This window comes from Mesorhizobium sp. CA13 (assembly GCF_020165235.1).
GTDB lineage: Bacteria > Pseudomonadota > Alphaproteobacteria > Rhizobiales > Rhizobiaceae > Mesorhizobium.
This window is the reverse complement of record NZ_JAIUHS010000003.1, coordinates 14,145-40,711: the sequence shown is the minus strand read 5'-3', so window position 1 is coordinate 40,711 and position 26,567 is coordinate 14,145. Positions and strand designations below refer to the sequence as shown.

Here is a 26,567-nt window from a genome sequence, read left to right as displayed (position 1 = left end):
GAATTTCCCAGCGGCTATCACGCGTTCCGCCGATCGGCGGACCCAAGCAATTGAGCGATCCAGAGGGTCGCCGACGATTGCGAGCAAAAGGTAACCAGCGCGATGGTGATGGGCACACCTATGAACGCGCCGAACACCCCCCAAAGAAACGACCAGAAGAAGACCGAAAACAGCACCACAAAAGGCGACATCGCCAACACGTAACCGGCAACCCGCGGTTCTATGTAGCTGCCGATGACGAACTGAATGATGTTGAGGCCCGCAAAAATCGAGACGGCGGCCTGTGGCGATCCGAACTGCGCGAGCGCGTAAAGCGTCGGCAAGAATGTCGCGACGAACGGCCCGATAAACGGAATATAGTTCAAGGTGAAGGCGATAACGCCCCACTCGGCGGCAAACCGCAATCCGAAAGCCGCCGAAAGCGCCCAGACCATCGAGCCCGTTGCAAGGCTCATCAATGTCCGAACCAGCATGTAACGCCGCCATTTCGAGGCCGTCTGACTGCTGCCATTGATCAGTGCGTCCGCCGCCTGGGCGCTCAGCGCTACACGAGCATTGCGAGCCGCCGCTTCAGCGTCGAGAAGACCCAGAAGCACGTAAACGACCACAACGATCCAGAACGAGATCACGGTATTCAGCCTTGCGGTCACACCCTGAGCTATCCGCACGAACCAGCCGACATTGAAATGCTCGGCCCAGGCGCCGGCCATCACGACACCGTGCCCTTCCAACCACTCGGCGAGTTGACTGTAGAGCCCTTGAAAGCGGGCGCTGTCGGCGAGGACCGATCGGCCAATGCGGCCAAACCCCCAACTGGCGATCGATGCAAAGGCGAAGAATGCCAGGACGACGACACAGACGACTATCGCCAGTGCGATCAGCTTTGGAAGAAGCCGCTGCAGGTTGCGCTGCAATGGCCACACCAGCGCGATGAGGAAAAGAGCGCACACGACTGGCGCGAAAATGGAGGCAGCGGCCTGCAGCGCCCATATGACGGCGATAACCGCCAGAATATACGTAGGCGCAAAGAGCGTTCGCTTTGCCATGGTATGGTCTGTTCCCGGCCGGCTGGATGGCGTTACAGACAACTCCGAAATTGGTCCGGAAGCTTACTCAGCGCCCAGACCAATGTTCATCGATATCGCTCAATCAGCTCGATTCATGGCGAATAAAGCTGATCTTACGCATCGCGCCTAGCAACGTTCTGTGATGGGTCGACCCTGACGATCCCGAACCGTGTGGCCCCAGCGATCACGAACCCAGCATTCGCGATGATGCGCGCGCGGTGCCGTCGCGGCGCCGACCACAGCCCCCGTGCCGCCACCGACCGCCGCGCCTACAAGGGCACCTCGACTGCCGTTTGCAAGGCCGCCGATGACCGCACCCGTTCCGGCTCCTGCCAACGCCGTGCCTGCTGTTCGCTGTTTCGTGGCAGTACAACCCGCAGCCATCAGAGCCAAAGCAGAAACAAATATGACACTTTTCATGTCTTTATCTCCTGGTACATTTACATTTTCTCGCCAACAACGAGCATTCCGTCCAAACACGATTGTTCCTAAAGGATTGGAAGCGACTCCAACGCTCCAGAAGCAATTCTGGGCAAACGGTCTTTATGTGCTGGAGGCCATGTGCTGGAGGCCGTCCGACTGCGTATGGCCTTCAGACTATTTGGGAGCCGACCGGCCGCCTGTATCGAGCCTGGCCGGATTGCTATCAATAGTCGACTGCATCACGGATGATAGGGCAGGTCATGCAATGACCCCCGCCCCGGCCGCGGCCGAGCTCCGCGCCTGTGATAGTGATGACTTCTATGCCTTCCTTGCGCAGCAGCGTATTTGTGTACGTGTTGCGATCGTAGGCAAAAACGACACCAGGCGAGGCGCAAACCAGGTTGGCGCCGCTGTCCCACTGGGTGCGCTCGCGCATGTAGTCGTTGCCGCCGGTTTCAACGACGCGCATCTTCTTGAGACCAAGCGAGTCACGCACCGTCTCAATGAAACTGCCTTTGTCCTTGTGGAGTTCGACGCCGCCCTTGCCGTCAGGGCGATAGGAGAATGCGTCAATGCCGTTGACGATGTCCGGATACATCAGCACGCAGTCACGATCGGCAAACGTGAATACCGTGTCGAGATGCATCGCCGCGCGCAGCTTAGGCATTGCGGCGACGATCACACGTTCGGCAGCTCCTTTCTCAAACAGGGCCGCCGCCACCTGGCTGATAGCCTGGCGCGAAGTGCGCTCGCTCATGCCGATAAGGACATTGCCCTTGCCGATCGGCATGACGTCCCCACCCTCGAATGTGGCGAGCCCCCAATCCTTGGTCGGGTCACCCCACCAGACATTGACCTTGTCGGCGAAGTCCGGGTGGAACTTGTATATCGACGTGGTGAGGATGGTCTCCTCGTGGCGCGCGGGCCAATAAAGGGCGTTCAGCGTCACGCCGCCATAGATCCAGCAGGTGGTGTCGCGGGTATAGAGCGTATTGGGCAAAGGCGGCAGCAGATATTCGTTGACGCCGGCCGCGTCACGGATCAGCGCCAGTTGTTCGCCGCCGATGTTTTCCGGGAATTCGAAGGTCGACAGCCCGCCGATCAGTGTCTCGGCGAGGTCGCGATTGGAGAGGCCGTCGAGATAGGAGCGGACCTCGTCGATCAGGCCGAGGCCGACCTGGTTCGGCACGATCTGCTGGTCGAGGATCCACTTCTTGGCTTCCGGAATCGCGACCGTCTCGGCGAGCAGATTGTGCATCTCGACCACCTCGACGCCCCTGTCGCGCATCTTGGTCATGAAGTCGAAATGGTCGCGCTTGGCATTGTCTACCCAGAGCACGTCATCGAAGAGGAGTGCGTCACAATTGCTGGGTGTCAGCCGCTGGTGGGCCCGGCCGGGCGCGCATACCATGACCTTGCGCAACTGACCAACCTCGGAATGAACGCCGAACGAAGTATTGTTTGTCATGACCTTCCTGCCTTCTGTTCAAGGTGCGATGGTGCCCGTCAGCAGCCCGTAGGCTCCGATCAGGCCAGCGACGAGCGTTACGGCAAACACGAAGAGTTCAGTGAGCGTGAACAGCTGCAATTTCTGCTCTCGCCGCGCCCAGACGTAGAGGATGGTTCCGGGCACGAAGAGGACGGCGACCAGCAGCACGTATTTGAGCCCGGCGGCGACGAACATGAAGATCGTATAGATCGCCGCGACCCAGGCGAAGAGCTGGTCACGACCGCGTTGATCCGGCGTCTCTTCATAGCCAACGCCGCTGCGGGCGAGCAGGATGCCGTAGCCGGCCACCAGCAGGTAGGGCAGCAGCGCGGTGACGCTCGTCATGTCGAGCATGAAGTTGAACGCGTCCCTGGACCAGTAGGTGGAGATCACGAAGAGCGACACCACGATGTTGGTGAGCCAGAGTGCGTTGGCGGGGACCCTGTTGCCATTCTGAGCTGCGAAGAGCTTTGGCATGTCCTGCGACTTCGCCGCCGCAAACAGCACCTCGGCGCAGATGAGGGACCAGGCGAGATAGGCGCCGAGCACCGAGATCAGAACGCCGATCGAGATGAAGACCGCACCCCAGTGACCGACGACCGCTTCGAGAACGCCGGCCATCGACGGCTGCTGGACACCGGCGACAGCCGATTGTGGCAGAGCCGCGTAGGGCAACAGCGTGACCGCTACCATCAGGCCTGTGACGCCGACGAAGCCGAGGATCGTCGCCGTACCGACGTCGGAACGCACCTTGGCAAAGCGGGAATAGACGCTGGCGCCCTCGATGCCGAGGAAGACGAAGACCGTGATCAGCATTGTGTCACGCACCTGGGCGATCAGGGACTTCGGCGGCATGTCCACGCCGCCGAAGAAATTCTCGCGGAACTGCCCGAAATGGAAGAAGAAGATCAGGAGCAGGATGAAGACCAGGATCGGCACGATCTTGGCGATCGTCACGACAGTGTTGATGAAGGTCGCCTGCTCGACGCCGCGCAGGATCATGAAGTGGAAAGCCCAGATGCCGATCAGCGAGACGATGATGGCGAAGGCGCTGCTGCCGTCCCCAAAGATCCCGGGAAAGAACCGCCCCAGCGTCGAGCCGATGAGCACCCAATAGAAGACGTTGCCCAGGCAACTACCGAGCCAGTAGCCGAAGGCGGACAGGAAGCCCATGTAGTTGCCGAAGCCGGCCTTGGCATAGGCGAAGACGCCTGAGTCGATGTCTGGCCTCTTCTCGGCCAACGCCTGGAAGACCCGCGCCAGCATGTACATGCCGATTCCCGCAATTGCCCAGGCGATGATCGCGCCGAACGGACCTGTCGCAGTCGCGAACCGGCCAGGCAGATTGAAGATGCCCGCGCCGACCATCGATCCCACAACCATGCTGGTCAGCGCAAACAGCGAAAGCTTCTGATTTTCGTTTGAAGTCATAAACCGCTCTCCTGGCTGCGCGAACCAGAGTTCGCGATCAGACGCCTCGCCGACACGTCTCGGTCCAGCAAGGTTAGGTCTGATCAGAAGCAGTAAATGCGAATGTCGGCAACCGGTTAAACGAACCAAGGCAAAGGTTTTGGACGTCAGGTATACTAGTGGGATTTTATGCCAATCACGTGGGCGCTAGATTCGAGCTAGGTTGCAGGCGTAACAATGAGGCCGCTGGACCGCCGTCCGCCAAAGGAATTGTTGATCCAATTCAATGAACTCGACCGTCCAGCAAAAATTCTCGATATGGACCCTGACGGCTATGGTCGTGGGTTCGATGGTCGGCGCGGGCATCTTCTCGTTGCCGCAGGCCTTTGGTCGCGAAACCGGTCCGTTCGGGGCCATGATCGCTTGGACCATCGCCGGCGTTGGAATGCTGATGTTGGCCTTCGTCTTCCAGACTTTGTCGGTTCGCAAGCCGGACCTTGATGCGGGCGTGTATGCCTATGCCAAGGCTGGCTTTGGCAACTATCTCGGCTTCCTCTCGGCCCTCGGTTACTGGTCTGCCGCCGTTCTCGGTAACGTTTCCTATTTCGTGCTGATAAAGTCGACGCTGGGGCTTTTCTTTCCTGTGTTCGGCGATGGCAATACCATCACGGCGATCGTCATTTCCTCGATGCTTCTGTGGATCGTACATTCGCTGGTCCTGCGGGGCGTCAAGGAAGCGGCGGCGATCAACACCATTGTCACCTACGCCAAGATCATTCCGATCTTTCTCTTTATCATCTTCGTTATCCACGGCTTCAGCGCCGATATCTTCACGGCCAATTTCTGGGGCGGGGAAGAAGTCAGCGTCGGCAGCATCGCGAGCCAGGTTCGCGGCACCATGTTGGTGACCGTTTTCGTCTTTGTCGGAATCGAAGGTGCGAGCGTCTATTCGCGTTATGCACGCAACCGCGGGGATGTCGGGGTCGCGACGCTCCTTGGTTTTCTCGGCGTGCTCTGTCTGCTTGTGCTGGTCACCATTCCCTCCTACGGGATCATGCTTCGTCCCGAGCTGACAGCGCTGCGCAACCCTTCCATGGCCGGCGTATTGGAAGCGGTGGTCGGGCCATGGGGCGCCAAGTTCATCAGCTTCGGCCTGCTGATCTCCGTTGCCGGCGCCTATCTGTCCTGGGTGCTGCTGGCCGCTGAAATCCTGTTCACCGCATCACATCACCAGACCATGCCGCGTTTTCTTGCGCATAAAAACAAGCATGGCGTGCCGTCGCGAGCGCTCTGGCTGACCAATACGGTCGTGCAGGTCTTTCTGGTCCTGACGCTCTTTGCTCAACAGGCCTTCAGGCTTGCGCTCGAGCTGACCAGTTCCATGATCCTCATCCCATATCTTCTTGTCGCCGCTTACGGGTTCAAGCTCGCATGGGGCGGTGAGAGCTACGAGAACGATCCCGCAGCGCGGCGCGTCGATTTCGCAAGGGCAGCGATAGCATTGATCTATACGGCCGGTCTCATCTACGCCGCCAGCGCCAAGCACCTGCTGCTCTCGGCCGTCATCTATGGACCGGGCACGATCCTCTTCGTCATGGCTCGGAAGGAGCGGGGGCAGAGGGTGTTTACTCCCGCCGAGATGGGGATGTTCGTCGTCGCCGCACTTGGCGCGGTCGCGGCAATCTACGGCATCCTTGCCGGCGCCATCGCAGTCTAGGGCCCAAAGCTGTTTCGCAGCAGAAGACCACTCAGCGTGTGCGCCCTGCTGTCAGCCTGCATGATCTGCTGCGAGCTCGAGGCCTGGGCGCCTTGCCAGCCTTCCACGCGGGCCTCCTTTGGCGTAATGCCGAATTCCTTCCTGAACATCCGGCTATACGCCGACGGATCCGTGAAGCCCCAATCCCCGGCAATGGCGGAGATCGGTCGCCCATCCAGGCTGTTGGAAAGTATATCGCGTGTCTTGAGCAGGCGTTTGTGGCGAATATAATTCGAAACACCTCCAGCCGGTTCAAATATCCGGTAGAGGCGAGAGCGGGACACACCGAGTTCGCGGCAAAGCCTGTCGGATGCCAAGGACTGATCATTCAAACTTTGTGCAATGATTTTGGCAGCGCGCTCGGCGATCACGGCGTCGATCACACGCTTCGCCTCGGTGATGCGGTCATGCGAGGGAGACACGCACGCAGCCAGCAGATTGGTGGTGGCAGTGGCAATGTGCGATACATCCACGGCCCTCAAATCGGAAAGGGAACGGTGCAGCAGAAGCATGTAGTCTGCCAGGAGTCTTTTCGACTCCTCACGTATTTCAAACCTGGATGATTGGATGAAAGGCAGGTCGCGTGGCAGGAAAACGGCAAGGAGGGCATCGTTCTCCGTCACGCACTCATAGGGCTCTGCAAAAGATTGCAGCGTCGTTTTCACGACCTGCCAATTTCCAGGATGCCTGCCCTTGGACAAGGGCAGGCTCAAATACCAATTGTCTACCGAAGGGTTTTTCAAATGCCGCCAACGGCAGCGGTAGCCACTGCCAGGCAATTCGAGGAACATGACCGTCAACGTTCCCAAATCCCACACTGTTTCATGCGCTGGAAACGAATGGCTCTGTTTTTGCAGAAGTTCAGTATCGGCAACACCCTGATACCAGCTTCGAAACAGGTCGAATTGCTCGGCAGGTGGTGCCGTGGAGGTATCGATGTCGACGGCGCATTGCAGCGCCTTCTCGGCACCTGCTCCTCTGGATAGCCCAGCGGCATGAACTATAGCATCCATAGCAATTATCCGTCTTTTGTTGGCGCAATACGGACTATCGCAAGTACATTAGTTCGTTCTAAAATAGACGATCCAAGCAGCAGTGTCGGGACGGATGTACTGCCTGTCTACCGTCAGCATGAAATCATGTTAACAAATCGTCAACGTGCCATCTAGCCCACTTGATGTAATCAGTAGCGGACTGGTCTGAATTGCGCCCGACGGCAGTCGCGAAGGTGGCTTGAGTCATATCGAACGCTTTTTCACACGGGTTGTTGTGGTGGCTCTCAACTCAGTATGCAAAGCATCCCAATCATAGACTACCGGTCCATTTTTCTTCTTGGAGGCTGTACTCCCTGAAACGTCTTGTGGACTAATGCCCGGAGACCACGTGCTCAACGGGGATCGGTGAGGATGATCCAGCGCCCTCGCAGGCATCACGAGATCCAACATGATCCTCATCCGGCAGGGACCACAGCCATGGCGAATGAAACCAGCGAGGGCCTCGGACGTCGCGACTTCATGATCGCATCGGTCGCTACGATCGGCGCCGCCGCTGCGCTCATCGCCGGGCCGGCGCAGGCGCAAACGGGCTCGGCAGCTGCAAGTGCGTCTCCCGCAGGGACGTCGGGGACCATCTATACCGGCGATGTCATCGACGGAAAGAAAGTCATCAGTTCGCTTGACATCGCGGATCTGGAACCAGGCAAGCACAGCTTTTATTTCCAGGGCGTACAGATGCCGACGGGCCAGCACTGGTACGTCTCGGTGATGGTCGCCAAGGGGGCAGCCCCGGGCAAACGGCTGGGGCTGACGAGCGGGGTGCATGGCGACGAAATGAGCCCCATTCACACGGTGCAATCCGTAATGCGCGAGCTCGATCCGGCCGCGATGTCCGGATCCGTGATGGCCGTATTCGACATTTCACGCCCCGCAATGGAGGGCATGGAACGGCGATGGCCGAATTCTGGGCGCGGGATCGACCTGATCGACATCAATCGGTTGTTCCCTGGCAATGAGGGCGCTCCCGACGCCCCGACGCGCCACGCCGGCCTGATATTCAACCGGCTTTTGCGGTCAAACCTCGACTACGCGATCGATTTTCATACGGCCGCCACGGGTATGGACGCGACGGCGTTCCACCTCGCGCGCATGGATCTCCCCGAAGTGCGCGCGATGGCGGAACTCTATCCGGTCGATCAGATTTTCGACAACTTTGGCGAGCCGGGCCTTCTTGCCAATGCCCTCATCGATGCGGGCATTCCAGCCTTCACGCCCGAGATCGGCAAGCCGCGGATCTTCGATCACGCGATGATCATCCTGTTCATCGAAGGGACGATGAACGTCATCAAGCATCACGGAATAATTTCAGGTCCTGTCGGCAGAACCAGCAAGGATTCGAACGTTTTCGTCGCGGACGGCATGTTCCCCGTCATCGCAACGCATGGCGGCTTCGTCGAATTGCTGGTCGAGCTCAATGAAACTGTGCAGCCCGGCCGGAAGGTTGCCATCCAGAGGAACACGTTCGGTGAAGTCGTGGCGGAATATCCCGTGACCCTCGGCGGCAAAGTTGGCGCCAGGCGGACCGATGCGACAGCCGAACCCGGAACTCCGATCGTATTCCTCATCTTTGACAGCGCCAATCCTGTCGGCGGCGATGTGTTGGTCGAGTAACGGGACCTGAAACGACAAGAACCGCGACACGAAGCCGCCGTCGGCAACGTGCAGTGTCGCTCAACCGGAGGCAAAAGAGACATGCTGCGGCTAGGCTCGAAGTACGGTCACCTTGTTCACAGATCCGGTTGCGGCTGTTTCAATCCCGATCTTCAAAGGGCTTCCCGTCGCCTGGAAGCCTTTTCCCGGCGTAGCTTTCTTTCCGGCATCGGGGTCGCGACCATTGCCGGCGTCCTGACCAAGCCGTCGTTCGCGCAGACGGCTACGCCGCCCTCCAAAATCCTGTTTCGCGAGGTTCGGTTATTCGACGGCAAGTCAGGCATGGTGAAGGATGGCGCTCAAATCCTGGTGGAGGACAACAGGATTTCCGGAATCGATATGACGAATGCCCCTCCCCCGAACGACGCTACCATCATCAAATGCCGCAATGGCGTCCTCATGCCAGGGCTGATCGACGCGCATTGGCATGCAATCTTCGCGGCGGTCCCTGTCAACATCCTGCTCAACGGCGACCCGGGAATTATCTTCGCCGCGTCCACCGCCGAGGCGGATCGCACGCTCAGTCGCGGCTTCACCGCCATACGCGATCTGGGAGGCCCTTCCTTCTCCTTCAAGCAGGCCATCGACACGGGGCTGATCCCTGGCCCGCGCATCTATCCCTCAGGCGCAATGATCACGACCTCCGGGGGCCACGCCGATCTTCGCCTGCCGAGCGAGATTCCGCGCGACGGCGGCAAGCTCAGCAAAGGAGAGCTGCTGGGCGGCTCGGCCATAGTCGACGATATCGGCGACCTGAAGATGCGTATCCGGGAACAGCTTCTTCAAGGCGCCTCACAGATAAAGTTGGTGGGCAGCGGTGGCGTATCGTCGCCGCGCAGTCCGCTGGACATAGTCACCTTCAGCGAAGAAGAGTTGCGGGCGGGCGTCGAGGTGGCACAGGATTGGAACACCTACGTTACCGTGCACGCCTATACGTCTCGCGCGATACGGCGCGCGCTGGCAGCCGGGGTGCAGTCGATCGAGCACGCGCATCTGATGGACGAGGACACGGCGGCCATGATCGCCGAGAAGGGCGCATGGCTCAGCACCCAGCCTTTCCTGACAGCGGAGGACACAGGCCCGCTGACCGGACCTAGCGCCGACCGCGCCCAGCAGCTTTTCTCAGGCACGCCGAAGATATATGCCTTCGCTCGCAAGCACGGCATCAAGACGGCCTGGGGTTCCGACGTGCTGTTCTCGCCCGCGTTGGGTCCGCGCCAGAGCATGATGCTCACGCATTTAGCCAACTGGTACAAGAACGCCGAAGTCCTGCAGATGGCGACCTCCGGCAATGCCGAACTGCTCGCGCTCTCCAATCTGCGCAACCCTTATCCTGGCAAGCTCGGCGTCATCGAGGAAGGAGCTTTCGCGGACCTCCTGGTCGTGGACGGCAACCCGCTCGACGACATCCGGCTGATCGAGGATCCGCACAAGAATTTCGTCGTCATCATGAAGGACGGCCGGCTGCACAAGAGTACCCTTTGAAAGCCAGCGGAAAGCCGTATGCCGCATTCACGTCGCAGCGATCAGTATCCGACACGGCCTCACGGACCTGACGAAGCAAGGGCGCAAGAAGATCTCGACCACGCAGCCGTCGTCATCGGGAAATCTCGCCGAGAGGCGGCCAGACTGGCTCCTGACGTTCCGTCCGGTCTGTCCGCAGGGTGCGAGATCGATATTTAGAACCTGCATGGAACGGGGACATGCCAGAAAAATCAGATCACCCGCCTGCAACGCCATATGAACGGGCCGAAATCGAGCAGAGCAAGTGGCGCAGGTTTCTGCTCTTTGGGATCCTCCTGCTTGCGGGCGGTGTTTTTTCAGTCGCAGTTCCCACCGTTTCCAATTTCGCATCCAACGTCGTGTTCGCCGTGGCCCTGATGGCAGTCGGCGTCATCAAGGTCATCCAATCTCTCTGGATCAAAAGTTGGGCGGGTTTCGTGTGGCAGGAACTGACCGGCTTCTTCGAGCTCATCGGCGGCATCATGATTTACTTCAACCCTATAAAAGCATCGGCCGCAATATCACTGTTCATAGCATTTGTACTATTCGTCCACGGTATTCTTCAACTAATCATTGCCACGGAAGTCAGGAAAGTCGGCGGCTGGTATTGGTTCGCCGTTTCCGGAATCGTCGCCATATTTGCTGCCTTCTCCATACTGTTGAAGTGGCCGATCGTCAGAGAGATGCCAACTGGCTTGGTGGCCGGATTTTCCATGATGATTGCCGGACTGGCGTATCTCGTCATTGCGCTGAGCGTGCGCAGGACGAAGGGTTGGCTTTAGAGCGGGATGCGAGGGCCCATGATGAAAAGCAATTTTGATTTTCGAGCCAAGATCGTGGCGGCTGCAATGCTGGTCGGCGTGGCCGGCTTCGCGGGCGCGGCACGTACGCAGACCGCGCAGCCGGCGCCCGTGCCGGTGGTCGTGCAGAAAGTCCAGTCCGGTCCAGCAAACGCGCCGCTGACATACAACGCGCAGGTCGAGGCCATCGACGCGGTCGACATTCAGGCGCGCGTGTCCGGCCTGTTGAAGGAGATCCGGTTTTCGGAAGGCCAGCGTGTGAAGGAGGGCGATCTGCTTTTCGAAATCGAGCCGGATCAACTGTCGGCGGCGGTGATGTCGGCCCAAGCACAAGTGGCGCGATCCGAAGCCACCCGCAATGCCGCGCAACAAAGCCTGTCGCGCGCCAGGGACCTGCTCAATCGCAGGACTATTGCTCAGGCCACGCTGGACGATGCGCAGGCTGCATTCGATGTCGCCGCGGCGGATGTCCAAAGCGCCAACGCTGCGCTCCATACGGCTGAACTCAATCTTTCCTATGCTCAGATCAGGTCTCCCATCGATGGCACCATCGGCCGCTCCCTGGCGACGCGCGGCAATCTCGTGGGGCCCGGCTCCGCGCCATTGGCGCGCATCGTGCAACTCGACCCTATTCGCGTCGCATTTTCGATCGCCGACAGCACCTTGGTCGACATCAGGCAGAAACTGGCCGGCGGCCAGAAAATCGATCCGAACGGGTTTCGCCTGAGCCTGTTGCTCGCCAACGGCACCGAATTCGCTTCGCCGGGGCGGGTGCAGTTCATCGACAATGAGGTCAACCAGCAGACCGGCACCGTCGCCGTCCGCGCGCTGTTCCCCAACCCCGACCATATATTGGCGCCAGGCCAATTCGTCCGGCTGACAGTCGTCGATGAAGACGCCAGAAAATTGCCGATGGTGCCGATGGCGTCCGTTCTTCAGGACCGCCAGGGCAAGTTCGTCTTCGTGCTCAACGACAACAATACCGTGACCAGGCAGGCGATCACGACCGGTGCGCGCATCGACAATCGCTGGGCAGCGACGAGCGGATTGAAAGGCGGCGAGACGATCGTCGTCGAAGGACTGCAGCGCGTTTCCGATGGTCAGCAGGTCACCCCGCGCGAAAGCGAGGGCACGCAATGATCTCGGACCTGTTCATCACCCGCACCCGGCTCGCGATCGTTATCTCAATCATCATTTCGATCGCCGGTGCGATAGCGGTGTTTTCTCTTCCCATACAGCAATACCCGCAGATCAGCCCTCCAACGGTGACAGTGTCGGCCTCCTATCCGGGAGCAAGCGCGGAAGTCATCGCCGACGTCGTCGGTGGCCCGCTGGAGACGGCCATAAATGGCGTGGATCACATGATGTACATGTCGTCCACCAGCTCCAACGCCGGCCAATACACGCTGTCGGTGACCTTCGAAGTCGGAACCGACCCCGAGACGGCGCAGATCAACGTACAGAACCGTGCCCAACTGGCGATCTCGCGCCTGCCGGCGGCGGTTGCGCAGCAAGGCGTGTCCGTGCGCGCTCGCTCGCCGGATTTCATCCTTGGTATCGCTTTCTATTCACCGGACGACAGCCTCGATGCGCTGGCGATCACGAATTTCATCACCACGACCATCGCCGACACGATATCGCGTGTGCGGGGCGTCGGTGAGGCTTCGGTTGCGGGGGCCTCGGAATACTCGATGAGGGTATGGCTCAACCCACAGCGCATGGATGCGCTTGGGCTGACGCCCGACGATGTCTCAGCCGCCATCCAACGCCAGAACATCCAGGCGACACTCGGGCAGGCGGGCGCGCCGCCGCAGGCGCAAGGCTCGGAGCTGCAGTACACGCTGGTCGCGCAGGGGCGGCTGAGGAGCGTCGAGGAGTTCGGCGACATCGTCGTGCGCACGGGCTCGTCGGGGGCCAAGGTCTACCTGCGCGACATCGCGCGGCTCGAGCTCGGCGCGCGAAACTATGCTTCGAGTGCCAGCTTTGCCGGACACGCATCGGCGATGATGCAGATCAACCAGTCGCCCGGCGCCAACGCCATCCAGACCGCGGCCTCGGTACGCGCCGAACTGGAGCGCCTTTCGTCACGCTTTCCCAAAGGCATGCAGTACCACATCGTCTACGACGCGACCCGCTTCGTGAATGCCAGCATCTCGCTGACGACCCGAACCCTGCTTGAAGCGTTCCTGATCGTTCTCGCGGTCACCTATGTCTTCCTGCAGGATTGGCGCGCCACGTTCATATCGGCGCTTGCCATCCCGGTTTCCATGCTCGGCGCCTTGGCGGTGCTGTTTGCCGCCGGCTATTCGCTGAACATGGTTTCTCTTCTGGCGCTGGTGCTGGCAATCGGCCTGGTGGTGGATGATGCCATCCTTGTCGTTGAGAACGTCAAGCATGTGCTGGAGGATACGCCGGACATCGGGGTCGCCGACGCCACGCGCAAGGCGATGCACCAGATCACCGGGCCGATCATATCCACGACCCTGGTGCTGCTGGCCGTGGTGACGCCGACAGCGTTTCTCGGCGGCATAGGTGGCCAGCTCTACCGGCAGTTCGCCGTGACGCTGTCTTCGGCGCTGGTGATTTCCTCGTTTGTCGGATTGACCCTGAGCCCGGCGTTGGCCGCACTGCTTCTGCGGCGCCATGCGGGTCATTTCAAGCGCGGCCCCTTGGCCTGGTTCACGGCATTCATGAACAGGACGCGCGACGGCTATGGACGCCTCGTCGGGTTTCTGGTGCGGCATTGGTACGTGCCTTTGGCGGGATTGCTTGCCTGTTTTGGCGCCGCCTATCTAATCTTCACCGGGCTGCCGTCGACTTTCCTGCCCGACGAGGACCAGGGCGCGCTGTTCATCGACATCCAGTTGCCCAATGCCGCTTCACTCGATCGCACGAAAGCCATCGTGGAGGACGTGCGCAAGATTCTGGCCGACACCGGCGGCGTGCAAGATGTCATCACGGTTGCGGGATTCAGCATCCTTCAGTCGACGAGTTCGCCCAGCGGCGCAATGGCGGTCGCGGCGCTGAAGCCCTGGGACGAGCGCACGTCCAGGGAACTGCAGCTCGCCGGCATCCTGCAGGCGCTGCGGATGAAATTCTCCCAGATCCCCGGCGCGAATGTCGCCGTGTTCGCTCCGCCGGCGATCGCCGGCATCGGCTCGGTCGGTGGCTTGGACTTCCGCCTGCAGGCGCTAGAAGGGCAACCGCCGCAGGAGATCGCGCAGGTCGTCAGCGCCCTGCTTGGCGCCTTCAATCACCTGCCCGAACTCGGCGGGGCCGCCACCACCTTCAGCGCCAATGTCCCGCAAGTCTATGTCGACGTGGACAGAACGCGTGCCGAGGCGCTCGGGGTAAGCGTGTCGGACGTCTACTCCACGATCGGCGCGGCTTTCGGGTCGCGCTACGTAAATGATTTTACGCTCAACGGCCGCGTGTTCCAGGTCAATCTGCAGGCCGATGCCGATTTCCGTGCCCATGCGGAAGACATCTTGGACCTGCACGTGCGCAGCCGGAACGGCACCATGGTGCCCTTGAACACTCTGACGTCGCTGACGACGATCCTGTCGCCGTTCGCCATCCAGCGCTACAACCTGTCGGTCGCCGCTCCGATAAACGCCATTACCGCACCTGGAAGCTCGAGCGGCGGCGCCATGGACGCAATGGAGAAGACAGCGGCCCAGGTTTTGCCGAACGGCTATGGTTTCGAATGGTCGGGCCTGTCGTTTCAAGAACGTCGCGGCAGTGGCCAGGAGGGTCTGGTCTTCGCGCTGGCGTTCCTCTTTGCCTATCTCTTCCTTGTCGCCCAATACGAGAGCTGGTCGCTTCCGTTGGTCGTCATCCTTTCGCTCGGAGCGGCTCTCTTCGGCGCCATCGCGGCATTGAAGGTCTTCGGATTGCAGAACAGCCTCTACGTGCAGATCGCCATGGTGCTGCTGATTGGGCTGGCGGCGAAGAATGCCATCCTGATCGTGGAATTCGCCAAGGAGCGCCGCGATGAAGGACAGAGCATAGTGGAGGCCGCGCGGACCGGGGCCGAGCAGCGCTTCAGGGCGGTCATGATGACCGCGGTCTCCTTCATCCTCGGGATCATTCCTCTTGTCGTGTCGACCGGCGCGGGCGCCGGCGCGCGGCGGGCTGTTGGCGTCACAATCTTCGGGGGCATGGCCGCGGCTACCACGATCGGCCTGCTGATCATTCCCTCGGTCTATTTTGTCGTCCAGAAAGCAACCGAGTATCTGTCGTTCCGGCGTCCGGAAGACCGTGCGGAACGCCTCGATACGATCGAACCATCCCGTTGAGGTTCGTCCTCGCCAAAGGGCGGCCGAGATGGTCCGCGGCCATCATCCATATTCTTGGAATCTCAATTCTTGGCTTTGCGTCCATTTTTCGCCGAATGGACTCGTTTCCCGAACCGCGACGATAGACTGACGGCCGGATGTCAGTACATTCGGCGCAATATTTTGGCGAAGCTGCCCCGCCAGAGGCCGGTTTCCGGGCGGCCTTCGAATTCAGTGACGCTTCGCCTGGAGGCTGCAACCGTGAGCCCAGATTCCTGCTCGTCTCCACCATTAGCCGCTTCACTTGCGGTGTTGTCGGTGTTCGCCACCGCGACCGGCAATGCAGAGGCCGCATCGCTGACCGCACGCGGCAACGAGCCGAGTTGGCAGATCAGTATCTCGGACACCGCGCTCAGCTTCAACGCCTTAGGGGGCGAGACCTTCACGGTTAAGCCGGCTCCGAGCCCTACGAGGCAAGGCGACGCCGACACCTATTTGGCAACGGTCGGCGGCCGGCAACTCGCGGTGACCGTCGCTGCCAAAATATGCGTCGATACCATGAGCGGAATGCCATACCCCCAAACCGCGACCGTCATCCTTGGCGACCGGAAATTTGAGGGCTGCGCCGGAGAGCCGGGCGACCTCCTTCACGGAGATTGGCTCGTGGACGAGATTCGAGAAGAAACCACGGTCGCGGGTTCGAAACCAACCCTTGCCTTCGAGCCGAATGGACGCATCCATGGGAATGGTTCGTGCAATCGGTTCTTTGGCGGCTTCGCCTTGACCGGGGAAGCGCTGACGATCTCGGAAACCGGCTCGTCGAGGATGATGTGCGATCAGCCACTCATGGATCAAGAGCGCAATCTTCTGAAGGCACTCGGGTCCGTCCATCGCTTTGAAGCCCCACAGACAGGACGAGTGCAACTGTTGGACAAGGATGGCCAAAGGCTGGTGAGTTTACAAAGATAAGCCGGCGCGGCCAGCAGGATGCAGAACCCCGCAGGACGATTTGTGTTGGTTATCTCGCTGGCGTTGCTGGTGCAAAGCTGCGCCGGTCCAAGAGCCGTGACGGGCCTTGCCTCGCCTGTACAAATTAGCAACGAAATGTCGGCTATTCGCTTCCTGGTCGCCACCACGCGCACAAGATCCCCTATCTCCGAACCACCCTATTCGCGGGATCGTTCCCCGACATTGAGTTTTTCGCAGTTGACTGTCGTCGTGCCGGCTACACACCGGCCGGGCGTCGTCGAGACGTCATCGACATCACCCGATCCGAAGCGCCATTTTTCCGCTCGTGATCTTGTCCGCTTCGAGAACAGGGCATCCTTCGCAGGTCGGTTAAACGGTATGCTGGCGAAGCGTCCGCCTTCGGAACGCGAGGTGTTTATCTTCGTGCACGGCTACAACAACAATTTTGCCGAAGGCCTGTTTCGCAATGCCCAAGTCGTCCACGACTACCATATCTCCTCGGTGCCGGTTCATTTCTCCTGGGCGTCGGCGGGATCCATCGGCGGCTATCTTTTCGATCGCGATAGCGCTCTGCAGGCGCGGGACGGCTTGGCCGAAACGATCGAAATCGCAGCTCGATCGAACGCTACCGGTGTTTTCATCGTCGGCCATTCCATGGGCGCGTATGTCGTGATGGAGGCGCTCCGCACCCTTGCGTTGCAAGGCAAGGCGGAGGTGACCTCAAGAATCCGCGGCGTCTTGCTTGCCGCGCCCGATATCGATCCGGATGTCTTCAGCAGCCAGGTTAGGGACATACACCAACTGCCACATCCCTTCACGATCGTTGTCTCTCGGCGAGATCGTGCCTTGAGCGTGTCGCGCCGCATCGCAGGTGGCCGGCCACGAGTGGGCAGTGGCTTCGAGATTCCGCTCCTTCAGAAAAAGAACATCCAAGTTATCGATATTTCCGGCGTGGACGGCGGCGGACACAGCGGCTTCGCAACATCGGAAACACTGATGAAGCTGTTGGGGTCCGGGCATCTGCTGCGTCGTCTCATCGTGAACGAAGATATGCCGGTCGAAGACAAAGCCGAAGAGGCCCGGCAGATCATCTTCAACAACGCCTTCCTCGTTCTCCACCTGCCGCTCACAATCCTGAAGCGGTCGGCATCCCAGCAATCCGTGTCCCGGCAGCCGGCGCCCGAGATCGGCGCCATGTGATGAAAGCCCTGCATCTTGAATAAGACGGAATGAACATTTGGAAGCTGAAGTCGCGATAACTCAATCAATCCTGCTGAAGCTTGTGCTTGCGTTGCTGCTCGGCGCGCTGATTGGTGCGGAACGCCAGTACCGGCAACAGTATACAGGACTTGTGACGTACGCACTGGTCGCACTGGGTGCGGCAGCATATTCCTCGCTGCCGGGCGCTCTCGGCTCAGGTCTCGATCTTCGAATGGGGGCTCAGGTCGTAACCGGCATTGGTTTCCTTGGCGCCGGCCTGATCATCAGGGACGGTTCCAACATAAGAGGGTTGAGTACGTCCGCGACGATCTGGAGCACTGGCTCTGTCGGAGTGTTCGTAGGCTTTGGCTTTCTGCTGCTGGCCGCGGAAACCGCAATGCTGATTATCGTACTCAATTCGCTTCTTCCTAATTTCTCAAGATTCTTTCGAAGGCACTCTCAGGAACAACCTGCCGTCGAATACACGTACACCATAGAGATCGTATGCCCACGGGATAATGTTTATTTGCTCAGATCGATCCTGCTTCAGACCATCAATACAAACCTCCTCCGCCTACGCTCCCTTAACAGCCATCCCATCAATGAGGGCGACGCCATGAGAATAGAAGCAACGTTGTTCAGCAACCGTGATGATGCGCAATCAGTCGAACGCGTCGTCGCTCACCTCGCGCTCGACTCGAATGTTCAGTCGGCTTCCTGGGAGCCGGAAGAAAAGACCGAATAGAGCGAAAGCCAGAAAGACCCTCGACACCACCTCGAAACGTCAAATTTAAGGAGCTGCGACAATGGAAGGAACCACCAAGGCCCTGTTGGCAAACAAATTGATAGCTATCGGCCTCTTGCTCATAGGCTTTCTCATTTTTGCATCGGGCTATCGCTACGGCTCTCCATCGAGCATCACGGTTGGCTGTCTTCTCTTTGCTATCGGAATCATTCTCCTGATTATAAAGATCGCCCGCAGAAACAAGCCGGACTCGGTTGCTTGACTTATCGAGTTGGACGAAAGCGATCGCGTCCAACCCCAGTCCGGACAAAAGACTTGGAGAGGCCCTCGTTGTTGGAGGCTCCTAACTGGTACGCCCGCCAATATAATTCCGTGGTCGCGCGCACCCGCGAGTCTGATCCCGACGCGGAATTCCATATCCAGCAGATTGGCGAGCAGCGCCATGCATCGAGCCTTGCAACGATAGACTATGGCGACACGTTCGTCCTCGATTTGCGGGACAAGGGTGGCATCGCCATGGCTGGGGCGATCAATGACGATGCGTTGACGGCGGTGTTCCTCTGGGGCGAAGGCACAACCTTCAACGGACAACGGAGTGAAGTACCGCAATTGCGGATCATCGGCCCGGGAACGGAATTCAAGCTGGAGATGCCAGGAAGCTATCGCCTCATGCGGATCGGTCTGCGTGGGTCCGCGCTCGAGTCTCTGCGCACGGCATCAGCCTCCCACCTGGGCCAGAGGAGCTCGTTGACGCCAGGGATACATGAGCAACGCCTCACGGCAGGAGCCGAACTGGAGCTTCAGCAGAAGCTGCTGCGAACCGTCGGGTTCGCGGAAGCTGCAGCACAGCGTGGCTATGACCTAAGTGCCGGCCTGGCCGTTGCGGCGAGCGAAGCGGGCGCCGCGCTCGCGCGGGTGCTTTCCCTCACAGAGCAACCGTCCCCCCGCGCCCCCGGCTCCAGCGATCGGCGCGATATCGTTGACGCTACCCTGGCCATTCTGGAGGCAAAGCCTCATAGCCCTGTTTCCGTCAGTGCAGTCTGCGAGGTACTGGGCATTGGCGAGCGAATGTTGGAGCGCGCCTTTCAGGAACGTCTGGGAGTCAGCCCTCGAGCTTACGAGCGGGAGCGGCGGCTTCGGGCCGCGCACGGCCTTATCCTGACGCAGGGCGATCGCCTCTCGATCACCGATATCGCCATGAGCTTTGGTTTCTGGCACCTGGGCCGTTTCGCTGGAGCCTATATGTCAATCTTCGGATGCTCCCCCAGTGAGGCGCGTCGACGCTTCTGGAGACACACAGCACCAGACCGATGGGATGCCCAACCTGCCGATCCGAGGCTGGTTAACGCGGGGCCCCAGGCATTTTGATCAGGATGGAGCCGTCGGCTCCTGTTGGACGGAGGCAGTCGGCAGAAATGCCGGCCCCCCGGTCCCAAGCCAAGAACATACCTACGCATAGAGCCTCATCACAGCTTGTGCAGCCCGCATTCGGCCTATTGCCTACTGAACCACCCCAATCCCGAGAGCTTTCACGCACTCCGTCGGAAAGTGGATAGAAATTGGTTGGCCGTCAGGAGATTCTCATGTCGCGACCTCTGTGGGTCGCAACAGACCTTCCGACCGGTTGGTCGCAAGCAAGAGAATGCAAGGGTCACTCCACATGGCGCGCTCGGCGCCGACGAGAATGGCCATGGTTGCAAGGGTAAATACGATGGGAAAAACGCTGTCCCCGTTTCCACGAGAAATAAACGCATTGCCTATGTTTGGGATTCCTAGCCCACTCTAGGGGCGTATCTCCGGCTTAAGATTGTCTCAAAATCGATCTCATCCGCGGCGGCAGGTTGAGGCGTGTTTTATTGTCGGTTTCCTTGCGGGAAACGGCCTGCCGACCCCTTGAGTTGCCTATACTTCGGCGTCTCTTGTACGACAGGAGTTTGTTATGGACGCGAGAGTAACCGCTGCCGGCGTTCCCACCGACCCTTTTGCGGATGAACCTCTAAGATGCGCCATCGACGTAAGTAGCTTGTTGGCGCCCCCAGCCGAACAGTTTGATTTCTATCGATCATGGTTTACCGGGGTTGCCGAAATACAGCTTCTTCGAGCTGAGCACTCCGCGTTCCCGGCTCGTCATCAGGTATGGCAGTTGGGCGATCTGGCGTTGAGTTCCATCGAAATTCCAGGCGCCGGTTACGAGATACAATGGGAACATCGCAGACGACCGCTGTTGGATCACTGGATGCTGTCGGTGCCGTTCTCGCGTTGTGCCGGGGGCGAGATGATATCTCGTCGGCCCCGCATGAGGTGTCTGGCCCTGCCCGATGTTGGAGTGAGCAACGACGACCTGTTCATCACACTTTTTCTGCCGCGCACATAGCCGGCAACCAGATCATCGAAAATCGAAGCCAGCGACGCAGCGCTTGATTTTCTTGCCCACTACGCGGTTCTTCTGCACCGCTCACTTCCTCACTTGAGAGAAGCGGATCTACCCCATATCGTTACCGCGACCGCCAATATTTCCGCGGCTGCTCTTATGCCGACAAAAGATCATCTGGCAGAGGCGCAAGGGCCTGTGAACGCCGTGTCTGCCGCTCGGATTGCCAAGCGTATCGCGGAGAGGTTGAGCGATCCCGACTTGACGCCCAACAAACTCTGCCGTGCGGTCGGTGTCTCGCGCTCCCGTCTCTACCGGATTTTCGAGCCGGTAGGCGGTGTGTCCAACTATGTGCGACGCAAGCGGCTGCTCAAAACGCGCGACGCCCTGGCGGACAGTTCGGACAAGCGAACGATCTCCAGCATAGCCGAAGCATGGGGCTTCCACGATCCGTCTACCTACAGCCGGATGTTCAAAACAGAGTTCGGCATCTCTCCAAGAGAAGCGCGCGAACTCGGGTGGCAGGGCGTCAAGCATTCGACTTGGCTGACTGTGGATGAGCCAGTCGCGGATGCTGGCATCCTGAGCAACCTTCTGATCAACAATTCATTGGGATTGTCCCTTTCTTCAAGACAGTGACGGATTCCTGGCAGAGGTCGGGGGCGCCTGGAGATCATCACACAAGCTACAAGAAATATACGTCAAACCCATATTATGGATTCCTCGCATATTTTTCAAAAATCGATGACCGTTTAAGCTCGGCCGCGCTCTCGTCATTAGCATCACGATTTTCGATAACTCCACCCTGGATTTTTAATTGTCAGGACCGTCTCCTTGCGAAAGGCACATCGTTCATTGTTGATCTGCTAGCGCGATAGGAGCTTGTGATGGAGGTAACAGTACGAAGCGATACTCTTGGCGAGCCGATCGCTGGAGCAGTTGCCATACACGCGGCCGACATCCGCACATCATCGATTCTGCTGGCTGGGCGAGATGTTCTTGTCGACTGGCTCCATACCACCCAAGCAGGTGCGGGTGTCGGGATTTCAAGTCCCATAACCTCGATCTCGCCGCGGCTACATCCGCCGGGGATGAGCCCGACACGTCTGGTCTCTTGATCGAGAACTCCATGGGGTTGGCGTCACCCTCTTTCAAGCAATGAGTTTGCCTCAATGCAAGACAAGCCATCAATTGTCAGCGAAAGTGAAGCGATCGGGACCGCGGAACCTCTAAGATGCGTCGTAGACGTTGATACCTCGCAGGTGCCACCGGCCGAGCAATTCGACCTGTTCCGGAGTTGGCACTCAAATATTGCCGACGTCGAATTGCTGCGAGACGAGTTCGGCTCGTTCTCGGCGCGCGAGCGGGCGTGGCGATTGGAGAGCCTCGTGCTGGCTTTCATCGAATATCCCGGGATGGGGTACCGTCGGCGGTGGCGCAGCAGAAAGAGTCCGGTGTTCGACCACTGGGCTCTCTCGGTGCCCCAGACAATCCCCGCGGGCGGCGGCCCGCCAAGAATGGGACAGCTACGCTGGCAATGCCTGGGTGCACCCCATGAAGATCAGGGTGAGGATGACGGTGTCCTTGCGCTATTCCTTCCGCGGGATTTCGCCTTCTCGCAACCCTTCACGCTCGATATCCGGCCCGAGATGGCTACGTTCGTCGCCGACTATGTTCTGCTGCTCTATCATTCCTTCCCCGATCGCACGGAAAACGACGTCCCGTATATCGCATCGGCGACCACCAGCCTGCTTGCCGCGTGCATTTCCCCGTCCCGGGATCACTTTTTCGAAGCACAGGAGCCGATCGACGCGGTCATCATGGCCCGCGCAAACAAGATCATAGTAGCCAATCTGGCCGACCGGAACCTGACACCGGGAAAGCTCTCGCAAGACCTCGGCATTTCACGCTCCCGACTTTATCGGATTTTCGAACCAGCCGGAGGCATCTCGCACTATATCCGGCGACAGCGGCTGCTGAAAACGAGGGACGCGCTCGGGAACATCGCGGATGGACGCCCGATTTCAAGCATTGCGGAGGAGTGGGGCTTCATGGATCCCTCGACATATAGCCGGACATTCAGGCGCGAGTTCGGAATTTCGCCCAAAGAGGCACGGGAGGCGGGCTGGCTGGGCCTCAAGCATCCTCCTTTGGCGGAGCGGTCGAACAACGGCAAACCTTCCCTGAACAGCCTCCTGGCTAACAATTGCCTTCTCAGCCATCAGCTTTCGAGTATGTGATTGGAGTCTCCGGCTGAGGTAATCTTGTCGAGACAAGAGTGAACCCATTCCTTGGCGAAGCCGGAGATTGGACGCCGGTCGAACTGCCCGCCGGGAACACCACGCAGCCTGACGAGGCGCTCGTACGGCATAAGAGATTGCACCCTCAAGCGGAGAGGCCGATGTCAGAAATGTTGGTCCCGATAGCACAGGCTTATCGAAACTCACAAAATACCAGCCAACAAGTCATTATATTTTGGAGGTTCATTTGGTGAATTCTTTGAGCAGACGATCCCTGATCGTTGGGGGAATATCATTTCTGGCGCTGTCCGGGCGTGCGGAAGCTTCCCAAAAAAGTTGGTATATCGGGAGAATTCCAGATCAGCCGTTTGACATCCCTCTCGTAGACAAGACGCGCATCCCCCAGCAATTCCGTCGGCAAACGGTGCCTTACTTGGGCAGGGAAACCGCCGGAACCATCCTAATCAACAAGCAGGAGCGCTTCCTGTACTATGTCGAAGACGCCGGCAGGGCGATCCGCTTCGGCATCGCAGTCGGTCGGGACGGACAGAGATGGGATGGAGAGGCAATCGTTGGACGACGAGCCCAATGGCCGACCTGGACCCCCACCGCCAACATGCGACGCCGTAACCCGAGCTTGCCGCAGCGCGTTCCGGGAGGCCCAAACAATCCTCTCGGCGCGCGGGCGCTGTATCTGTATCGCAATGGCCAGGACACGCTGTATCGCATTCATGGGACCAATGAGCCCTGGACCATTGGAAAAGCTGCATCATCCGGCTGCATCCGGATGTTGAACGAGCATGTTTTTGAACTCTTCGGGACAGTGCGCAACGGCGCCCGCGTTATCGTTGTCTAGCCTGCGCCAATCATGGATGCCATGGTGCGGCAGCCTCTAAATGCCGAGGCCGGCGCATGGAGACATCGTCGTCACAGGATACCGTCTCTTTCGGAAGGTTGAGCGCAAAGGAAGCCGGCACTTCTCCGGTTTCGTCTGGCTACCGTACGACCAATACAGGCACACTTCCATCCGCGAGAACCTCCGATGTCTGGCTTCCCAGCAAAAGCTTTCTGATGCCACGACGGCCGTGGGAAGCCATCACAATCAGGTCGCAGCCCCGTGACTTGGCGGTGTCGATAATCGCCTTGGCCGGGTGGGCATCCGGGACATGTAGAAATTCCGCGGATACCCCCATCCGGTCAGTTGCCTCCCTGACTTGATCGAGGACTTGCCCTGCGAATTCCTTGCTCGCGGCCTCAAAACTATCAACCTCCTCCTGCGAAGGAATAGACCCGGAGGTAAATCCGGTTCCATAGTCAATCAGCATTGGCTCCGTGACAGTGACAACTGTCGCCTTGGCAGCCAAGGCTTTCGCCAAGGCTATCCCCTGCTCAACGCCCTTCCTGGCGACGTCGGAGCCATCCGTGCTCACGAGGATATTGGTGTACATCTGAGTTCTCCCTGCCTGGTCGATCACGGTTCCGGCAACACCAACAGTAGTCGAGATATGCACGTTGGTGCACTGCAAGTCCGGAGGAATAGCGCTTGCCCGGCCCGCCGATCACCAATCGCCTTCTCATGTACCAGCTATGGTTAAATCACAGACAAGACGACAGATGTTCGCAATGCCTTTGTTGCCCGCTCAACCTACAATTCATCGGGTCATTGCGTTATGTGCAATTTATCCCAATGAATTGCATCTCGTCCAATTCTTCTTATTGCGATGACATATGTTAGCGATACCTCTTTCGACCCCGAAATCGAACAATATGATTTGATCAATGTATCTTTCGGTGGGGATCTCCACATGAAAAGAAGCCCATTTCTGACTGGAGGGGCGGCAGCCGTCACCGCCTGTCTGTAGAGCCCGCATTTTCGCGGTCGACCTCGGAGACGGCCAGCCGCTAACTGTCACCGATTTGAAGAACTCGGCCGCTCAGCTTCGACCCGCTTTTTCCCGGGGTTTCGATCCCGCCTGGTGAGTGTCCATCAGGGTGAACGCGCGATGCTACCGATGATCGACACAGCCCGAGCCAAGGCCCCGATTTGCAGGTCCGAGGGTAAGGAAACAGTGCCTTCGCACGCCTAAGTCCTCCACCACGGTACCTGAATGCCGGAGCACAGTGCAGGCTCGCGCTGTGTCGAACCTCCCGCCGTGGCAGACCGACTCCTTCTGCGAAAGCCACAGACGCCAAGCGTCCAAACGCGCGGCACGACCGCGCCGCCCTCCACGGGCCAAGGTTGCCGGACAGCACGGATAACCTTCGCCTTGCTCCTGCGCAGCGGCCGGGATCCTGTTGTCCTCAGTAGTGCTGCGCCCCTATGGGGCTGGATCAAGATGCTACGGCTTTCGCTTTTTGCAACGGTGCCCCCCGCGCGGCGTCAATCCTGCTTTCGCCGCCACAATTGCGAGACCAGCGCGGTGATCAGGCTGCCTACGACAATCCATGCGGCGATCTCGCCGTCATGCACTTCAGGCCGGCGCGGCGTGTCTATCTTGTTGCCGCTCAACACCACTACCGGCGCAAGGTCTGGCCGGCTTCCACGCCTGACCGAGTAAGCGCGCGTAATTTCTGCACCGAAGAGGAAGATCTGCGCTGAATAATACACCCAAAGCAGCACCACCATCAGCGCGCCTGCCGCTCCGTAGGAAGTCGCTATCGCGCTGGTGCCGATGTACCAGCCGATCAGCGACTTGCCGATGGTGAACAGCAACGCAGTGACCACCGACCCGACGGCAACATCGCGCCATTTGAGCGTGCGATCCGGCAAGACCTTGTAGATCGCTGCGAAGAGCAGCCCAATCAGCAAGAAAGAGACAACCGTGTTGACCGTGCTGAGCACCAGTTCGCCGAACGGCAGGTGGTGATTGATGACTTCGCTTAGCGCGGTGATCGCTGCGCTTGCCGCCAGCGATACCATCAGCATGAAGCCCAGTGCGGCAACCAGGCCGAGACTTACCGCACGCGCCCGCACCAGGCGCGAAAGCGACAGGCCGTCGGCTTTTACCTTCCAGATCTCGTTCAGCGACTGTTGCATCTCACCGAAAACACCGGAGGCAGTGAAGAAGAGCGTCACCAATCCGATGACCGTGGCAAGCGTCCCGGACCATCGGTGCGAAGCCGTCTCGATCGTCGCCTTGAGTAGATCGGCACTCTGCGCGCCCATGGCACCGGATATCTCCGCCGACAGGGCGAGCTGGGCCGCATCCTTGCCCACTGCCAGACCAGCGACCGCCACGACGATCAGAAGGATCGGCGCCAGCGATGTCGTGGCGTAGAAAGCCACCGCTGCCCCGTGGCTCAACGCATTGTCGTTGATGAAGCCGGTGACGGCATCCTTCAAGAGAATCCAGGCACCGCGAACCCAGTGTGGCATCTCCCTCATCCGTCACGCCATATCGGACGCGGAGCGTCGTGGCCTGTCACGATCGGCGGAAACTGCCCTGCACGTCGGTCTCTGACCGCTTCCGCCACTGCCAGCACCGCGATGCGGACCCCGGTCTGGATCGCACGGTCGGCGTCAAGCGCTTCATGGCTCGGCTCCCAGTGGCCGATATAGCGCGCGAGTTCGGCCACTTCGCCAATGGGATCAAGCTTCATCGAGCGCAGCCC

Annotated in this window: 23 protein-coding genes; 15 read left to right on the top strand and 8 right to left on the bottom strand. The window is 59.4% G+C overall.

The window, feature by feature from the left end:
• Nucleotides 1-17: 17 nt before the first annotated feature.
• The 4 genes from LB566_RS09115 to LB566_RS09105 form a co-directional block, all read right to left on the bottom strand.
• Complete coding sequence (locus tag LB566_RS09115) at nt 18-1,046, bottom strand: AI-2E family transporter (protein WP_140552127.1); 1,029 nt, start codon at nt 1,044-1,046, stop codon at nt 18-20.
• Nucleotides 1,047-1,193: 147 nt separating this feature from the next.
• Complete coding sequence (locus LB566_RS30555; RefSeq protein ID WP_411910470.1) at nt 1,194-1,451, bottom strand: YMGG-like glycine zipper-containing protein; 258 nt, start codon at nt 1,449-1,451, stop codon at nt 1,194-1,196.
• A 262-nt stretch (nt 1,452-1,713) separates the two neighbouring features.
• Nucleotides 1,714-2,958, bottom strand: a complete 1,245-nt coding sequence (locus LB566_RS09110) for an arginine deiminase (protein ID WP_224624161.1) — start codon at nt 2,956-2,958, stop codon at nt 1,714-1,716.
• An 18-nt stretch (nt 2,959-2,976) separates the two neighbouring features.
• On the bottom strand, nt 2,977-4,410 hold the full coding sequence (locus tag LB566_RS09105) for a basic amino acid/polyamine antiporter (protein ID WP_224624160.1): 1,434 nt from the start codon (nt 4,408-4,410) through the stop codon (nt 2,977-2,979).
• A gap of 265 nt (nt 4,411-4,675) precedes the next feature.
• Here LB566_RS09105 and LB566_RS09100 point away from each other — a divergent pair, with 265 nt between their 5' ends.
• On the top strand, nt 4,676-6,106 hold the full coding sequence (locus tag LB566_RS09100; protein ID WP_140552131.1) for a basic amino acid/polyamine antiporter: 1,431 nt from the start codon (nt 4,676-4,678) through the stop codon (nt 6,104-6,106).
• Here the strand turns inward: LB566_RS09100 and LB566_RS09095 are convergent.
• Complete coding sequence (locus tag LB566_RS09095) at nt 6,103-7,158, bottom strand: helix-turn-helix domain-containing protein (RefSeq protein WP_224624159.1); 1,056 nt, start codon at nt 7,156-7,158, stop codon at nt 6,103-6,105. The genes LB566_RS09100 and LB566_RS09095 overlap by 4 nt on opposite strands.
• 459 nt (nt 7,159-7,617) lie before the next feature.
• Between LB566_RS09095 and LB566_RS09090 the strand changes: the two genes are divergently transcribed.
• The 14 genes from LB566_RS09090 to LB566_RS09025 all read left to right on the top strand — a co-directional run bounded on the left by LB566_RS09090 (nt 7,618) and on the right by LB566_RS09025 (nt 23,811).
• The gene (locus LB566_RS09090; protein ID WP_224624158.1) at nt 7,618-8,811 is read left to right on the top strand and encodes a succinylglutamate desuccinylase/aspartoacylase family protein; all 1,194 of its coding nucleotides are present in this window, start codon (nt 7,618-7,620) and stop codon (nt 8,809-8,811) included.
• Between the two features lie 81 nt (nt 8,812-8,892).
• Nucleotides 8,893-10,335, top strand: a complete 1,443-nt coding sequence (locus tag LB566_RS09085; RefSeq protein ID WP_224624157.1) for a metal-dependent hydrolase family protein — start codon at nt 8,893-8,895, stop codon at nt 10,333-10,335.
• A 218-nt stretch (nt 10,336-10,553) separates the two neighbouring features.
• Nucleotides 10,554-11,135, top strand: coding sequence for an HdeD family acid-resistance protein (locus LB566_RS09080; protein ID WP_224624156.1), 582 nt, complete (start codon nt 10,554-10,556; stop codon nt 11,133-11,135).
• A gap of 21 nt (nt 11,136-11,156) precedes the next feature.
• The gene (locus LB566_RS09075) at nt 11,157-12,293 is read left to right on the top strand and encodes an efflux RND transporter periplasmic adaptor subunit (protein ID WP_224624155.1); all 1,137 of its coding nucleotides are present in this window, start codon (nt 11,157-11,159) and stop codon (nt 12,291-12,293) included.
• Nucleotides 12,290-15,451 carry an efflux RND transporter permease subunit gene (locus tag LB566_RS09070; protein WP_224624154.1) on the top strand — a complete coding sequence of 1,054 codons (3,162 nt, stop codon included), beginning with the start codon at nt 12,290-12,292 and terminating at the stop codon, nt 15,449-15,451. The genes LB566_RS09075 and LB566_RS09070 overlap by 4 nt, the downstream gene beginning before the upstream one ends.
• Before the next feature lie 69 nt (nt 15,452-15,520).
• Nucleotides 15,521-16,399, top strand: a complete 879-nt coding sequence (locus LB566_RS09065) for an META domain-containing protein (RefSeq protein WP_224624153.1) — start codon at nt 15,521-15,523, stop codon at nt 16,397-16,399.
• 18 nt (nt 16,400-16,417) lie between these two features.
• A complete protein-coding gene (locus LB566_RS09060; protein WP_140552139.1) occupies nt 16,418-17,599 on the top strand; it encodes an alpha/beta hydrolase in 1,182 nt (393 codons plus the stop codon).
• Between the two features lie 37 nt (nt 17,600-17,636).
• The gene (locus LB566_RS09055; RefSeq protein WP_181172550.1) at nt 17,637-18,344 is read left to right on the top strand and encodes an MgtC/SapB family protein; all 708 of its coding nucleotides are present in this window, start codon (nt 17,637-17,639) and stop codon (nt 18,342-18,344) included.
• Between the two features lie 61 nt (nt 18,345-18,405).
• On the top strand, nt 18,406-18,606 hold the full coding sequence (locus LB566_RS09050) for a hypothetical protein (protein WP_140552140.1): 201 nt from the start codon (nt 18,406-18,408) through the stop codon (nt 18,604-18,606).
• A gap of 68 nt (nt 18,607-18,674) precedes the next feature.
• Nucleotides 18,675-19,712 carry an AraC family transcriptional regulator gene (locus LB566_RS09045; RefSeq protein ID WP_224624152.1) on the top strand — a complete coding sequence of 346 codons (1,038 nt, stop codon included), beginning with the start codon at nt 18,675-18,677 and terminating at the stop codon, nt 19,710-19,712.
• 571 nt (nt 19,713-20,283) lie between these two features.
• The gene (locus LB566_RS09040; protein ID WP_224624151.1) at nt 20,284-20,718 is read left to right on the top strand and encodes a hypothetical protein; all 435 of its coding nucleotides are present in this window, start codon (nt 20,284-20,286) and stop codon (nt 20,716-20,718) included.
• Between the two features lie 156 nt (nt 20,719-20,874).
• Complete coding sequence (locus LB566_RS09035; RefSeq protein WP_224624150.1) at nt 20,875-21,354, top strand: helix-turn-helix domain-containing protein; 480 nt, start codon at nt 20,875-20,877, stop codon at nt 21,352-21,354.
• Between the two features lie 533 nt (nt 21,355-21,887).
• Nucleotides 21,888-22,955, top strand: a complete 1,068-nt coding sequence (locus LB566_RS09030; RefSeq protein WP_224624149.1) for a helix-turn-helix domain-containing protein — start codon at nt 21,888-21,890, stop codon at nt 22,953-22,955.
• A 250-nt stretch (nt 22,956-23,205) separates the two neighbouring features.
• On the top strand, nt 23,206-23,811 hold the full coding sequence (locus LB566_RS09025) for a L,D-transpeptidase (protein WP_224624148.1): 606 nt from the start codon (nt 23,206-23,208) through the stop codon (nt 23,809-23,811).
• A 139-nt stretch (nt 23,812-23,950) separates the two neighbouring features.
• On the opposite strand, the gene LB566_RS09020 is transcribed toward LB566_RS09025, so the two are convergent.
• From LB566_RS09020 to LB566_RS09010, 3 genes are all read right to left on the bottom strand, one after another.
• On the bottom strand, nt 23,951-24,403 hold the full coding sequence (locus tag LB566_RS09020; protein ID WP_224624147.1) for a universal stress protein: 453 nt from the start codon (nt 24,401-24,403) through the stop codon (nt 23,951-23,953).
• A gap of 932 nt (nt 24,404-25,335) precedes the next feature.
• Nucleotides 25,336-26,331, bottom strand: coding sequence for a YihY/virulence factor BrkB family protein (locus tag LB566_RS09015; protein WP_224624146.1), 996 nt, complete (start codon nt 26,329-26,331; stop codon nt 25,336-25,338).
• Nucleotides 26,332-26,336: 5 nt separating this feature from the next.
• On the bottom strand, nt 26,337-26,555 hold the full coding sequence (locus LB566_RS09010; RefSeq protein ID WP_224624145.1) for a hypothetical protein: 219 nt from the start codon (nt 26,553-26,555) through the stop codon (nt 26,337-26,339).
• Nucleotides 26,556-26,567: the final 12 nt, after the last annotated feature.

What these genes read in the sequence shown, in the direction of transcription:
- LB566_RS09115 (WP_140552127.1), bottom strand. Translation starts at nt 1,046, where the DNA reads ATGGCAAAGCGAACGCTCTTTGCGCCTACGTATATTCTGGCGGTTATC.
- LB566_RS09110 (WP_224624161.1), bottom strand. Translation starts at nt 2,958, where the DNA reads ATGACAAACAATACTTCGTTCGGCGTTCATTCCGAGGTTGGTCAGTTG.
- LB566_RS09080 (WP_224624156.1), top strand. Translation starts at nt 10,554, where the DNA reads ATGCCAGAAAAATCAGATCACCCGCCTGCAACGCCATATGAACGGGCC.
- LB566_RS09030 (WP_224624149.1), top strand. Translation starts at nt 21,888, where the DNA reads ATGCAAGACAAGCCATCAATTGTCAGCGAAAGTGAAGCGATCGGGACC.
- LB566_RS09095 (WP_224624159.1), bottom strand. Translation starts at nt 7,158, where the DNA reads ATGGATGCTATAGTTCATGCCGCTGGGCTATCCAGAGGAGCAGGTGCC.
- LB566_RS09075 (WP_224624155.1), top strand. Translation starts at nt 11,157, where the DNA reads ATGAAAAGCAATTTTGATTTTCGAGCCAAGATCGTGGCGGCTGCAATG.
- LB566_RS09100 (WP_140552131.1), top strand. Translation starts at nt 4,676, where the DNA reads ATGAACTCGACCGTCCAGCAAAAATTCTCGATATGGACCCTGACGGCT.
- LB566_RS09015 (WP_224624146.1), bottom strand. Translation starts at nt 26,331, where the DNA reads ATGCCACACTGGGTTCGCGGTGCCTGGATTCTCTTGAAGGATGCCGTC.
- LB566_RS09010 (WP_224624145.1), bottom strand. Translation starts at nt 26,555, where the DNA reads ATGAAGCTTGATCCCATTGGCGAAGTGGCCGAACTCGCGCGCTATATC.
- LB566_RS09070 (WP_224624154.1), top strand. Translation starts at nt 12,290, where the DNA reads ATGATCTCGGACCTGTTCATCACCCGCACCCGGCTCGCGATCGTTATC.
- LB566_RS09040 (WP_224624151.1), top strand. Translation starts at nt 20,284, where the DNA reads ATGGACGCGAGAGTAACCGCTGCCGGCGTTCCCACCGACCCTTTTGCG.
- LB566_RS30555 (WP_411910470.1), bottom strand. Translation starts at nt 1,451, where the DNA reads ATGGCTGCGGGTTGTACTGCCACGAAACAGCGAACAGCAGGCACGGCG.
- LB566_RS09035 (WP_224624150.1), top strand. Translation starts at nt 20,875, where the DNA reads ATGCCGACAAAAGATCATCTGGCAGAGGCGCAAGGGCCTGTGAACGCC.
- LB566_RS09085 (WP_224624157.1), top strand. Translation starts at nt 8,893, where the DNA reads ATGCTGCGGCTAGGCTCGAAGTACGGTCACCTTGTTCACAGATCCGGT.
- LB566_RS09090 (WP_224624158.1), top strand. Translation starts at nt 7,618, where the DNA reads ATGGCGAATGAAACCAGCGAGGGCCTCGGACGTCGCGACTTCATGATC.
- LB566_RS09050 (WP_140552140.1), top strand. Translation starts at nt 18,406, where the DNA reads ATGGAAGGAACCACCAAGGCCCTGTTGGCAAACAAATTGATAGCTATC.
- LB566_RS09105 (WP_224624160.1), bottom strand. Translation starts at nt 4,410, where the DNA reads ATGACTTCAAACGAAAATCAGAAGCTTTCGCTGTTTGCGCTGACCAGC.
- LB566_RS09060 (WP_140552139.1), top strand. Translation starts at nt 16,418, where the DNA reads ATGCAGAACCCCGCAGGACGATTTGTGTTGGTTATCTCGCTGGCGTTG.
- LB566_RS09020 (WP_224624147.1), bottom strand. Translation starts at nt 24,403, where the DNA reads ATGTACACCAATATCCTCGTGAGCACGGATGGCTCCGACGTCGCCAGG.